Annotated in this window: 7 protein-coding genes; 2 read left to right on the top strand and 5 right to left on the bottom strand. The window is 36.7% G+C overall.

What is annotated here, in order from left to right:
- Positions 1-69 precede the first annotated feature (69 nt).
- The 5 genes from AC0L3Q_RS02905 to AC0L3Q_RS02885 all read right to left on the bottom strand — a co-directional run bounded on the left by AC0L3Q_RS02905 (position 70) and on the right by AC0L3Q_RS02885 (position 10,998).
- The gene (locus AC0L3Q_RS02905) at positions 70-4,890 is read right to left on the bottom strand and encodes a DUF6443 domain-containing protein (RefSeq protein ID WP_473284966.1); all 4,821 of its coding nucleotides are present in this window, start codon (positions 4,888-4,890) and stop codon (positions 70-72) included.
- A gap of 12 nt (positions 4,891-4,902) precedes the next feature.
- Positions 4,903-8,205, bottom strand: coding sequence for an RHS repeat domain-containing protein (locus tag AC0L3Q_RS02900; protein ID WP_473284964.1), 3,303 nt, complete (start codon positions 8,203-8,205; stop codon positions 4,903-4,905).
- Positions 8,206-8,787: 582 nt separating this feature from the next.
- A complete protein-coding gene (locus tag AC0L3Q_RS02895; RefSeq protein ID WP_473284962.1) occupies positions 8,788-8,961 on the bottom strand; it encodes a hypothetical protein in 174 nt (57 codons plus the stop codon).
- A gap of 229 nt (positions 8,962-9,190) precedes the next feature.
- Positions 9,191-9,397 carry a hypothetical protein gene (locus AC0L3Q_RS02890; RefSeq protein ID WP_473284960.1) on the bottom strand — a complete coding sequence of 69 codons (207 nt, stop codon included), beginning with the start codon at positions 9,395-9,397 and terminating at the stop codon, positions 9,191-9,193.
- A gap of 347 nt (positions 9,398-9,744) precedes the next feature.
- Positions 9,745-10,998 carry an outer membrane beta-barrel protein gene (locus tag AC0L3Q_RS02885; protein ID WP_473284958.1) on the bottom strand — a complete coding sequence of 418 codons (1,254 nt, stop codon included), beginning with the start codon at positions 10,996-10,998 and terminating at the stop codon, positions 9,745-9,747.
- Positions 10,999-11,399: 401 nt separating this feature from the next.
- Between AC0L3Q_RS02885 and serS the strand changes: the two genes are divergently transcribed.
- Positions 11,400-12,671, top strand: a complete 1,272-nt coding sequence (gene serS / locus AC0L3Q_RS02880; RefSeq protein WP_473284956.1) for a serine--tRNA ligase — start codon at positions 11,400-11,402, stop codon at positions 12,669-12,671.
- A gap of 57 nt (positions 12,672-12,728) precedes the next feature.
- Positions 12,729-14,516, top strand: coding sequence for a tetratricopeptide repeat protein (locus tag AC0L3Q_RS02875; RefSeq protein WP_473284954.1), 1,788 nt, complete (start codon positions 12,729-12,731; stop codon positions 14,514-14,516).
- Positions 14,517-14,551 lie beyond the last annotated feature (35 nt).

The raw sequence follows: 14,551 nt of genomic DNA, 5'->3' as shown, positions 1-14,551 counted from the left end.
CTCCATCAGCAGTTATCTTTCCTCCTGCTAATCCAATAATTTTCTTTTGAGGGGCACTCAGCGCTAGACCTAAGAATTCAGGTAATTTATCAGCCCCCCAAAAACACCAAGAATTGCACTTCCAGCCTTACCTGCCCATATTACTTCAGCAGAACCAGTATCTATAGAATTTTGGTTGTAAACTCCATCGTTGTTTGCATTATGACTTGAGACTTTATTAGTCCACTTGTTAAAAGCTGAGGATTTATCATCTCCATCTACTTTTCTTTCTCCTGTTGTTATATCTGCTGTGTAATTATCCTGTGATACCACTGAAATACTACCTTCTGCGGTTTTAACAACTGTCCCTTCAGTTACTTTCCCATTGGCATCAACCGTATTTGTGATAGACTCAGTGGAAAAATTCACTAAGAAGCTACCATCTTCATTCTCTGTAATAGTCCTAGTAGTTGTTGTTTGGGTAATATGCGTCACGTTGTGTTCATCTACTCTTGAAGTTATTCCAATTACGGTTTCAGTTATTGGACCTTCAGCATTTGCTCCACTTGGGTCCACCCAAAAAATAGGATTATTATCAAATGCGGTGTAAGTAGACATCGAGTGATGGGTTACGGGATCAATCCCTGTAAACCTAGCTAAAGCAGGGTCATACTGTCTAAAATCCATTTCCATAAGATTTAAACCTAAGGCTTTTTCCAATTCAACATCATTATACCCAAACTTTTGAGCGGTAGCATTACCCAATGAAGAAATCATAGTGTTATACCCTTTTTGTCTTAACCCAAATGGGTAGTAGTTCTTTTCTTCTACAATTTCGCTACCTGCACTACCATTTACTCTGGTAATACGTAAGTCGTCAAACCAACCTTCTACTTTTGATCCTCCTGTGTAGATATCTACTCGTAGATTTAACTTATCAATATTAGCTGGTACAGTTACTCGTTTTTCTACATACACCCATTTGTTTGTGTCTCTTGCTCTAGGCGCTTCTACTATTTGTGTAAAATATCCTGTTTCTTCATTTTCATTCATAAATAGCATAATCCTACCATAGGCACTGCTCGGTGCTTCGATATAGATCCATCCCGAAAAGATATAATCGGTAGCGGTACTATTGTTAATAGCTACCCACTCATTGCTATGTACAAACACTTCACCTGATCCAGTTCTGGATAGTTTCACCGATTTGGTTCCCGATACCGCATGCTTACTATCAATAGTTCCTGCAGAACCATGCAGTGCCCCCACACTATCCCATCCAGCACTATGACTTAGATCATCAAAGAATATTTCTGTAGTTGGCGCTGTGATTTCTCCATCCTTATTCGCATCAGTATAGGATAAACGAATATTACCCAAATGATCCTTATGCTGATATACATAGTTAAAACTTCCACTATTGTTTTCTACATAGCCCTCTGGGTGATTAAAGAATTGTAAGGTTCCATTTTCATACATATGGTTACCGGCATAATCCGTGGTTACTCCATTTACCGTTTTTCTCAGCTTCATCCCCGCTGCATCGTATTTGTAATCGATGTTTTTACCTGCAATAGTTACACGGGTAGGTAAATTCAAGTGATTATAAGTGATCCCGGTAATCCCCTTGTTGGCATCCGTTTTCATATTACCATTGGCGTCGTAGGTATACTCGGTAGTGGTATTGGTTCCATCTTTAAAACCATAAGTGTCGTTACCATTATCCAGTACTTTAGTCAGTTTATTACCACTATCATAAGAATATATCAGATTATCCATTATTCCAAAAGCAGTTGCAGCCGCATTAGTATGCCCTCTACGTTGTAATTGCAAGATATTTCCATTCTTATCATAAGTAATTCCTCCTACATTATATCGATCATCTTTGGTTCCTGTGGCAGCCGTAAGTCTGTTCAAGGCATCATATGTATATATATACGCTCTGGTACTGGCATCCATATTTTGCGTCTGCCAACTGGTCTGTGCGATATTACCATTATACAATCTTTTGCTAGCATCACTACCTGTATTATATCTCAGATTGAAATTGAACAAATCATTGTCATCTATCGCATCCTCATTGATGGATGTTAACCAACCACGTATATTGTATTTATAATCTGTTTTCTGTAGCCCTTTGCTATTATCAACAATCTTGAAGTCTTTGATCTTGGCTCCATTGGTATGCATAGAGATATCTCCCAACAAACTCCCAGACGAAGCGGTTTTGGAAACATAAAAGGTCTCCCCGTTCTTCTTATAAAGGATGGTATTCCCTATACGTTCTACTCTGAAAACATCCCCAATAGCAAACTTGCCATACTCTCCTTTATGACTTCCGTTTTCATAAATGATCAATCTTTTGGTCCAATACAGATAAATCGCGTGATTAATCGTATTGTAATGTGCATTGGTATTGCTGTTGGATAATCCAATCATCATTGGGGTATTATCTGATCCTGCAATAAACTCCACATATCCATCACCAGTGATACTCCCTTGGGTAGCCAAACCAACGGCCCAACCACCACCACTTACTTTGGCGATCTCATTATTACTTACCGTAAGTCCGCTAGTGATATCTTTGTATCCAGCTTTGGTACCATTACCCACTACTTTACTGGCCAACTGCCCTAAATCATCGTAGTTGTTTTTTACAATACGTTCTGAAGTTTGATTATTCACCTGTTGGGTTTGACTCGCCAATCGATCCATATGATCATACTCAAAACGATCTATGGTAACCACATCGGCTTTTCCAGTCTTTTTGTGTGTGGTTTTGGTCTCTAGTACTTTCCCTGTAAAATCATCTAACTTGTTTTCTACAATATCGATAGTCTGCAGATAATCATTCTTTGAGTAGATATAGATAGGACGACCCTTTTCATCATAATAACTCACCGTTGTGATCCAACTACTGGTATCCAATACTCTTGTTTTGGCCACAGTAGCTAAACCTTTGGTTCTTGTAGTAGAGGTTTGTCCATAACTGGTAGTCACAGTATTGGATAATCCCGATGGTAAATCTATATAGGTATCATAGTAATTTACCGAATATACTTGAGTCACTCCCGAAGGTATGGCAGAACTTGTATAATAAACATTGGTACCTCCCAGATTTCTGGCTGTGCTTTGTCTACTCTCCCATTGGGTATACGATGTAGAGTTGGCAGCATTCTGAAGCGTTACTCTTGAAGAAAGATTCTTAGTATATCCAGTGTAAGCAACTCTTCCTAAATGATCATATTTGGTAAACAATAACTCTCTATCCAATTGCCCACTTGAATTGGTTTGTATGTGCTGTATTGCATCCTGAGTTAGTACCGGTTGATCCAGCTTATTATATATAATATACTCCCATCCTTTGCCAGGAACCTTCTTCTCTATCAAACGGTTTCTATTGTCATATTTATACTGATAACACAACTCGGTAAGCTCACTATTTGAGATACCATTAGAAGTGTCTACTTTGGGAGGAATCACGTAGGTCAAATTTCCAAAATCATCATATACATAATAGGTATCATGCTTTTGACCCGCATTGTAATTTCTCTTTAAGATCACTTGACCTCGCTTATCCTTAAACTCTTCGGTAGTATGATCCACTCCAGAGGTCCAATTCTCATCTTTGGTTACTGTTTTATACAATTCTCCTTGTGCATAGTAACTGGTACCACCTTGCAATGTGGGAGTATAGGTGTTGTTAGCAAAGCTAGTCGTTACGCTATACAGTCTTACCTCATTGGTACCATTGGTTTGATAACCCATTTTAATTTCGTGCCCACTTCCTAGCTTCCAATCCTTACCAGGTGCCGCTTGTTTCACTACTCGGTTGAGTGGGGAACCATCAAATTCTTTTTCAGAATACGCATTTACTCCTGTAGGCAGCGTTACTCCTGCAAAGTCTTCTTCATATTTTTGCTGATAGTATTTTTGAGTAGCCAGTCCAACATCTCCGGTGCGGATATTAGCATTGTTGCTCTGACTGGCAAATGGTAAATATTCCTTTGCTTGTCTTCCTAAAGCATCATAGCTTACATGAGTAATAATATCACTAGCTTTTTCTTCGGTAACAAATGCTGATTTTCTATTTACAATATCTTGTATCGATAACTCAGTCCCGTCTATAGCCTGTGCCAGTGGGTTCCAAAAGTACTGTCGCACATTGGTATCCGTACAATAATACAGGTAGTTTCTAAAACGGGTTTGATCAATTCCCGGTCTCCATTTATATTCTGTACCATCAATAACCTTATTTCCATTAAGATCATATACCCCACTCTCTCCAGTATCACCACCAGTATAGCTATGTGGATGTACAATCCCCACCATCAAATACCAGGTATTTAATTGTGGTAAATCTCCAGCCAAGAAATAAGGGTTGCTATTTGCAGTCCCATTTAGGTTGTTGACATTCTGTGTACCATGATAAGTCGTTCCTGCCTGAGACCCTGTGCGTTTTACCCATACCGTATATCGATACGTTTTGGTATTATCAATAGTAAAATAATCCGTATTCCATCCTCCATCTGCATTACTAGTCGCATCGGGTTTACATTCCCATAATAAATTGGTTGTACCAAAAGGATTGGCTCCGTTTACTACCGTGTTCTCTGTAGCAGCTCCGTTTCGATTATAGAAAGCAGTAGCGGTATTATTGAGTTGCCAATCTATAGGCAAAACATTATCCGAAACTACATGACCTCCAGCTTCAACTCCAACAGTTTGTTTTAATCTTCCTAATCCATCAAAATATTGAACCGTGGTCATCAGCTTGTCTTTGTCATGACCGTTTACTGTATTTGTAGTTGCTTCTTTATAGGTTTTGGTAACCACATAATTTTCAGAAGTATTTTGTGCTGCGACCAGAAAGGGAACAACTACAAATAGGATATATAGTATTTTTTTCATCTTACTCAATTTTTAGTTTTTGTAGTTGTATTCCTGCTCAGTAAGTAAGTGCCCTTCTGAATTTTTAATCAACTTTAATCTATTAAACTCATCGTACTCATAATACAAGATTTCTCCTCGAGGATCCGTTATACTGGTGATTCCTATTAGCGGATTATACGTATAGGTGGTTACCTGAGCTGTTGGAAAACCAGTACGAATGGCATTTAGTTTTGTACGCAAAGTGTTTTCTGTAGCGACAGATACATCACCATTGGATGCATTGATCGCCGCACTGATTAAGCTTTTTTGAGCCGAACTAACAGCTGTATATCCTTCAATTTTGGCGATAGGCTGAGAATTATTGTATCCCCATACGTAGTAGATTTTACTCCCATCTTTTTTACTCACCTCAACAGGGTTGCTTTTTGCATCATATTGATGAAAAACTGCACGATCTTCTAATGCTTGCCTACCTTTACTAGTTTGAATGATTGATGGCAACAATTTCCCATTGAACCTATTGAAAACTGTGTGCTGTTTTCCCTTGATAATATTATTCTTGTAGGTGCTTGTAGTAACTGGTTGCATTCTGTGTTGACTTATCAAAGATGGACTGAAGTCATTGACCGTTTTATACACATCACCATTACTATCGGTCATCTCAGAGCTCTTTAACTGATAATGATTGTCATAATCATAAAAGTATTTGGTTTCACTTTCCAGAAGTTCTCCTTCAAAATAATTGCGTTCTGTGGTACTATATAGATCTACAGTACCACCGGTTAAATAATAGACTCTGTATCCCCAAGTACTATTATCAAGAATATTTCCATATCCATACTTCATAAATAAAGGAAGCTTAAACAGTGTTCTGGAATTCACTTTATCTAATGAAGACTTGTTTTGGGTCCAACCATATTCTTCTCCTTCCGGATTAAAACTAAAATTAGGATAGGTCAATGCTCCTCCAACTGAATTAAAACCATAAAAATGATCTCCGTACAAGTAATTGGTAATAACTTCTTTTTCTAATACGTATCCTTGACCTGGCACATTGCTATATACCATTGTATTTACATTCTTTCCTCGTAACCATTCATTATCGGTTGGTGGGTGATACGGGAAATCATAATAATCACCTCCACCATCCGGAAGATTGGTGAAATAGTAATCTGTTTTCCCTTCGTTAGCCACCTTCGTACCATGGTATTCTGTTACAAAAGAATATCCAATACTATTGGCCTGATACGAACTAAAAGCGCTGGTCTGATCAAAATAGCTAGATACATTATAAGAGCATGGGCTAAAATTATTGTTCTTATCAAAATTCAAATATCCCGGTAGGCCTATTACGATTCCGGTTTCGCCTCCCCCACGAGTGTAATCAAACTCTTTTACACGAGTATCATTTTCTGTGATGTATTCTATCTTTTTAATACGTTTCCCACCAGAATACAATATCGCACTAGGTTGATCGTAAGTGATCGTCAACTTAAAATTATAATTGCGGTTTAAATGTAAATCTCTAGGCACACTAGGATGTCTGGGTACTCGTACTCCAAAACTAACATCTGTGCTCCCCTGGCAATTAGAAAATATTACTTCTTTTCCTATCTCCATGGGCCAACCATCTTTCGAAACTTCAAAAATACAGTCGGGGATATTGGGATCTCCATTAATATCTCTGAAGTGGAAACATTCTAACTTGTACTTGATTGGAGTATTAGCCGGAAACGTATAATTTAATGTCTTATATGTTCCTGTATTTACATCATAAAAATCTTCTTTGGTCAATTCTATCTTCGTACCTACATCTGAAGATGGATTAATAGCTGGGGTGAGTACGTCATTAAAAAAGTAGGGTTTTTGACCTCTATTATGTTCGTAGGTAAATTTGGTAATCCCACCTGTTGGATATTTGATCTGCTCTAGTATTCCTGCTTTAGCGTTTTCTAGATGTACTTTTCGATCTGGTTTGTAATTACCATACTCAAACAGTCTTAAAAAGGGACCATTATTAGCCGCTCCATTATAGTACCCCCAATAATCTTGTCTCGTTGAAAAACGACTTGGCAAAACCGTAGAATTATATGTAAACTCATAAGGAGGTAAGCTTGCTCCATTACTACTTTCTTCTTCTATACTACTCAAAAACATTCTTTTAAGCGACTTAGTAAACATCGGCAATTGAGTCAAGTGGCTTAAGACATTAGAATAATCCGTACTTGTCGTATAGCTATAATTCAAATCGTAGGCCTTGATCTTTTGATTGTTTTGATCATATATGGTTATCTTATCCAAAGCATACCCATCATAGTCCTGACGTAGATTTGATTCTTTGGTAAAGACAATACTTCCCTGACTATATGTGATTTTACTTAATTGCCATACCTGCTCATCTATCCTAGATACTTTTGAACTAATTTTGAGGATATTGTTCAGGTTTCCTGGTGTGTTGGTATGGGATCCAGGGGTTGGATCATGCTTGTCATAGGATTTATCATATCGAATAGGAGACTCATCTTGATAATGATAACTAATCACCTCCCCATAAGGCGTTTCGATATCTAGTAATTTCCAGGAATTAAAGTTTTGTTCTGATGGAGTTGAACCATCTCTAACCACATTTCCGTTCAAGTAAATGGATTCTCCTATAGAAGAAAGTTGTAAATCTCTGGCTTGTCGTTGGCGATCTTTAGAAATTCCATAGTAGAAAATATTTCCGCTAGCATCGGTAACTTGAAAAGCAATGATTCGTTTTTTAATCCCTCGTATTATTTCTCTTTCATAGGTGATTTTTATATCTCCAAAACTTTGAATCACTGGCTCTAAAGTTTCATAATCGAATACAAATTTACCACTGGTACCTCCACCACTAAAGGTAAACTGATCCGGATAATAATCGTAATCCCTAACTTCGCTTTCTCTGGCAAAGAAACTCTGCCTTGCTGTTAGACTTAATGGTACTGTCATAAAATCATTACCATTTCCAAAATATCCAGATTCGTCAGCCTCACCTCTAATTTGTCTTGAAATATCACCTCCATAAGTTAGTGACCAACCCATACCTGTTCGTGGTGCTGTTTCCGACACCTTTACTCCTCTACCATGATAGCTGATACTAATTGGTATCTGAAGCCCTTTTACCGAAATGGTATGAATCGGTATCGATACGTTTGCCAACCCTGTATAGTGTGATACAGGCACTTCTGTAAATCGTGATAAAGCCGCCGCTTCTGGAGAGGGCGGTGTGACGTTTGGCAAAAAACTATCTTGCGCATATCCTATGTATAATAGGAAAATCGACAAGATACATGTTATTTTGTTTTTCATTGATTCTCAATTTTGTTGTTGATTGTTTTTGTATTTCCCGTAGTTGTTGATTTAAAACCTCCTGTGCGATTCTATAGTGTTCTGTTATAGGTCATGTTTACTTTTAGAAGATAAGTTGTGTGCTGTTTTTTCGTTACTCTTTACATTTAGAATTATTTTCTTCGTTAAATGAAGCACATACGAAATAGATCACATTGGGAAAATTCGGATTGGCCAAAGGATTAGCCATCAGTTTTGTGATAACAATTATTGAAAGATCTCGATGGTTTAAAGAATTAAAACTAATTTTCTACTCCAAACATCATTATCACAAGGGTCGCGGTGTGGCATAATTGCTGTCTACCCCGTATACCACACCTGTATATTACCCTTATGTTCTCAACTCTAAAAATTACATTTGGAAATTGTTTATTAAAAATTAAAAAACAGAATAAAAACAAAAAAGCGTTGAGAAAACACCAAATAACTCATGCTAAGCTTTACCTGGTGTTGTTATCTTATTTTATTTTGAACTAAACCTTCTACTTTCCATTATATAAAGAGGCCACCGTCTGCAATGACCTCTTAATTTGCTCAAAACCATTATGGCACCCAGGTTCCGTCTTTTCTCTGGATTTGACGTTCTGTATCTACTTCACCTTCCCAACAATGACGATCATCACAAATAACAGCGGTAATGATATCAAGACCACCAGTAACATTTCTTTGTTGGTTCTTCGTTAATACTGTTCCTAAGCTTAACAATGAATTTTTCATAAAAAATAATTTAAAATTAAATGCATCTCCCCGACCATTTAGTGACACTCGGGGCTTGTGTCAATTCGTTTTAAAAACCCAGCTATTTTTTGTAGTGATACTCTTTCCGATCCTCTTTTCGGAATTCTCTACCAATTAGAGTTGTTATGGTGATAGTACATCTCTTATTGGAACTGTATTACAAATCCACTCCCTATCGGATCATGAGCAAACATGATTATTTAGTTACTTATTGAATAATAAGAAGATGTTGTTTTGCTAGGTTTCTGACTTCGTTCTTGTAAAAAGTGAGGTCATTTCCCTTTGTATTTGACAAAGATGTATCAAAGGACTCTGTAGCTATTTTCCCCTTTGAATCTACTCCTACTTCAACAAATTTTCCATAGAAAACTGTCAAGGTCGACGTAAGCATAATACTGAGTAATGTCTTTTGCATTTTGAGTGATTTTTTGTGTTTGTTTTGCCCGTTCGTGATGAGACAAATATATATGCAGAAATTCCCTCTTTGCAATAAGATCAGGATAACATTTATGAATATTACCCTATAAAAAAATTAATTTAATCAACTGAAGAACAAACACATATCACGCGTCAACTGTTTGTCATATGTTTTATAAAAGAAGTGATCATATTTTGTTCAAAAAGTAGTGTTTACACCTCAATTTGATACTTATCTTAACCATAAATTTGGTGGTAAAAAGATATATTTGAAGCAAAAAAATGTGGTGACACAACTATCAAAATGTTGTATCACCACATTCTTAATTATGGTGTTAAATAAAACTAGAATATCGTATATCCAAAAACCAAGGAGAAGGTATTATAACTAGAAGACAATCCAGAAAAAGGTCCGAGTAGTTCTCTGCCAAACCCGTACCTAGCTTCTACGCTATATTTACTCTGGTAATTGTATCCAAAACCGGCAAAGAAATTACTTCCCGTTTCTCCTCCATCAATCTCTAAATCCATTCCTCGATCATCTTCAAAATCAATGATAGAGTCTATACTGGCATCAAAAATCACCAACCCTCCATCGACAAATAATTTTGAGCTATCATTCAGAAAAAAGTAATGTCTTACTCCCAAAGGAAATTCGATCGACGTATAATCTGCGGTCACATTGGTTTCGATAGTAAGTAATGTAGATTGAAAATAGGTAATGAACTTTTCTGCCTTATAGGATTGAAAAGTTGGTTCTAAAAACACAGACCATTTATTATTATTAAATGGTAAAACGTACTCTATCTCGGCCCCAATCCTGAAGCTTGTATTACCCCCAAAATCAATATCCCTAAGATTGTTTCTGCTATTATCTACCGATAAGGATGAAAAATTCACCCCAGGGCGAATCGTAATATGAAACGCATCTTTTTGGGTAGTATTCCTCTTTAGAACAAAATTTGGATCCATACACGAATTATACTTTACAAAATATTTAATCAAACTATTGGTACGGTACTCTGCATTTTCTGCATCCTTCAAACTTAGATCACCGCATTTCAAATCACTCCATATTTGCTGCTTGTAATGATTATTTTTGGCGACAGCGAGTATGGTTCGGTTTTGGTATCGTTGTTCTGACTTATACTTTTTATAGACCAATGGTTGAATTTCACCCTCATTTACTTGATAAAAAAATCGTCTTAAATTTCCATCCTCATATCGATATAAACTTGCCTTTCCTTCTACAAGTTGTTTCAGAAACACCGTTTCTTCTTTAAAGTTTGGGTTTTTATCTTCAGTTAACTTTTCTATACTTTCTGAAGAACGATCCATTTTTACTGTAGCCTTTATATATTTTGAAATACCATTAATCACAAACTCTTTAACTCTTGCGATGCTTTCGGTTTGTTCCTCCCCGTCTAAAGCTTGTTTGTAAATAAATTCTTTTGGATTATCCTTCCAATCGATATTTTTTATCAAACATTCGGTTTTCTCTCCACCCATGGTGACAAAGTATCCTTTTTCAAAATTAACCTGGCCATACCCATGAAACCCTAAAATGATGATTAAAACAACTATTAACTTTTTTCCCATTTACAATTTTAATTTTGAGATTATTAAATACATATGCGGTTTTCGTATTTCAAAAAGAAAGGACCTTATACCCATTGGGTCAACCATTCTTATTGAATACACTTACGCCTTACATTTTCATTATGTGTACTAGTTCTGCAAAAGGTTACCCCTATTATTTTTCTTTTTTCCAGAAGTATCTATGGACAAGCCTAACGTGCAAATCTTTTCATTGTGCAAAAGAAATACTCTTCAGTTTCAAAATCTGAAACTGGCTATTTATTCTAGAAATGATCTTAAATATTCTTGGCAGTGCGGTTTCTAAATAAAATATGTTTATTTCATATCCGTTTAACCCAGTCTTTTATTTAAATTTGCTCCTTCATTAATTTAATTCGTAGAATCTCCTAAAGTAGGATATCATGTTAGTAGTACAACAAATCATCGCAAACAAAGATCATTATGTAAGCGCTTTGACCAAGCGTAATTTTGATGCTGCTCCGGTTTTAGAAAAAATCATTGCGCTTGATGAAGAGCGTAGAGCAACACAGGCAAAATTAGATAACACCTTAGCAGATTCGAATAAGTTCTCCAAAGAGATTGGAATGTTGTTCAAAAATGGAGAGCAGCAAAAAGCGAATTTATTAAAAGAAAAAACTGCACAACTTAAGGAAGCTTCAAAAGAACTGTCGACTACGCTTACCGAAATTCAATCTCAACTTTCTGAGCTTTTGTATACGGTTCCTAATGTGCCTCATGACTCTGTTCCTAACGGGCAAAGTGACGAGGATAACGAAGAGGTTTTTAGAGAAGGTGATATTCCTAAGTTGGAAGATGGGGCATTACCTCACTGGGAGCTAGCCAAAAAATACGACATCATCGATTTTGAACTTGGTGTTAAGATAACCGGAGCTGGTTTTCCTGTCTATAAAGGAAAAGGTGCCCGTTTACAGCGTGCATTGATCAGCTATTTCCTAGATAAAAATACAGAAGCTGGTTATAAAGAATATCAAGTACCTCATTTGGTAAACGAAGCTTCTGGATATGGTACCGGACAATTACCCGATAAAGAAGGGCAAATGTATCATGTTACAGGAGATGATCTTTACCTTATCCCAACAGCCGAGGTACCAGTAACCAATATGTTCAGGGGAGATCTACTAAAAGAAAGTGATCTTCCGATCTGCTGTACAGGATACACTCCTTGTTTCAGAAGAGAAGCTGGATCTTATGGAGCTCATGTACGTGGATTGAATCGATTGCATCAGTTTGACAAGGTAGAAATCGTAAGAATAGAAAAACCTGAGAATTCTTATGCTGCATTGGACGGTATGGTAGATCATGTAAAAGATATCCTTAGAGAATTAAAACTACCTTATCGTATCCTGCGTTTGTGTGGTGGTGATATAGGATTCACTTCTGCACTAACTTATGATTTTGAAGTGTTTTCTACGGCTCAGGATCGCTGGTTGGAAATCAGTTCGGTATCTAACTTCGAATCGTATCAGGCTAATCGATTAAAATTACGCTTCAAGGATAACGACGGTAAAAAACAATTGGCGCATACACTTAATGGTAGCTCGTTGGCATTACCAAGAGTACTGGCTGGAATTTTAGAAAATTATCAAACCCAAAAGGGAATTAAGATTCCTGAGGTACTTGTACCTTACTGTGGTTTTGAATACATAGATTAAGCTATCTATAACATACTGCTAAAGCGCATTTTGCTATATTTACAAAAAAACTGCAAAATGCGCTTTCTCTTTTTCTGTTTAGTCCTATGCATATCACTATCTGCTTCTGCTCAGTCGGAGCAGTTGGCTAAGAACTATATGCAACAAGGGCAGTATGAAAAAGCATTGAGCATCTACCAAAAACTGTTTGATAAATATCCCAATCGGACCAATTATTTACTAGGGTTAGTAGAGTCATATCAGCAACTAGAACAATTCGAACAGGCAGAAACCATTTTAAAAAAGCGTATTGACCAAAATCCAAACAATGCACAACTATTGGTAGAATTGGGGCATCATTATGACTTACAAGGAAAATCAGATCAAGCTCGTATCTATTACAATAAAGCTATCGCTGCTTATGACAATACCAATCTCAATCATGCCTATTCTTTGGCGCAAACCTTCGAGAAATACAATCTCCTGGATGAGGCCGCACTGATTTATGAAAAAGGAATGCAAGACAATCCTAGAGCGAATTATAATGTGCAGCTAGCCAAAATCTACGGAGAACAAGGGAAACTCGAAAAAATGTTTTCTAGTTACCTCTCTCTTTTACAATCTCAGCCTAACTATATCAATATCGTACAGCGCAATTTTAGTGATTATATTGTTGCAGATCCTACCAATGAAGCCAATATCATTTTCAAAAAGTTGCTCATTAAGAAACTACAACAAAACCCGGACATTTTGTACAACGAAATGTTAAGCTGGTTATTTGTGCAGCAAAAGGAGTTTAAAAAAGCTTTTATTCATGAAAAAGCGATATACAAGCGTAAAGAAGAAGGCCCTCAGGGAATAATTGATTTAGCACGAATTGCAATTTCTGAGAAAGATTTAAAATCGGCAACCGAAATTTTGAATTATATTCTGGAGACTTCGGCTTCCAAGGATATGAAACTCACCGCGCACAAGATTATCCTTAAAGCCAAGATAGACAACAGTAAAAAGAAAGAGTATAAATCCATAGTTGAGCAATACAATAAAGTTTTTGAAGAGTACGGAAAATCCCGAGAGACTATTGGTTTGCAAGTGGATTATGCACATTTTCTGGCATTCAATCAAGATAAAAAGCAGGAAGCCATTGCTTTCTTAAAAGATTTGATAAAAAGAGAGCGTTTATCTAGGTTTCAATCTTCCAGAATCAAAATGAAAATTGCAGATATTTTGGTCCTCGACCAAAAGTTTAATCAGGCTCTCATCTATTATACACAAGTACAAAATGCCTTAAAGAATAATTTCCTGGCTCAGGATGCACGTTTCAAAGTTGCCAAAACGAGTTATTATAAAGGGGATTTTTCTTGGGCGCAAACCCAATTGGATGTGCTTAAATCTTCCACTTCGCAGCTGATTGCCAACGATGCGATGGAATTGAGTCTTATCATTAGCGACAATTCTCAAGAAGACTCTACACAAACGGCTCTTAAGATTTTTGCCAGAGGAGATTTGCTAGCGTTTCAGAACAAGAATGAAGAAGCGATTGCGCAATATCAGGAAATACTTACCAATCACAAAGGGGAAAAGATAGAAGATGAAGCCTTTTTAAGACAAGCCAAGTTGTTTGAAAAACAAGAACAATTTGAAAATGCCAAGATAAATTACCTGAAAATTATTGAGTTTTATCCCGAAGATATATTGGTTGACGATGCGTATTATTGGTTAGCAGAACTGTATACAAATCAATTGGGCGAACCCGAAAAAGCCAAAGAACTGTATGAAAAGATCATCTTCAATCATGCAGACAGTATTTATTTTGTGGAGGCTCGCAAAAAATATAGAGCGCTTCGTGGTGATGCAATAAATTGATCTCACCAGTAGGCAATACTCCTTAGTTTACTACC

The sequence above is a fragment of the Aquimarina sp. KJ22-3 genome (assembly GCF_055808215.1).
The sequence above is the reverse complement of the archived record's forward strand: the minus strand, read 5'-3'. Positions and strand labels throughout refer to the sequence as shown.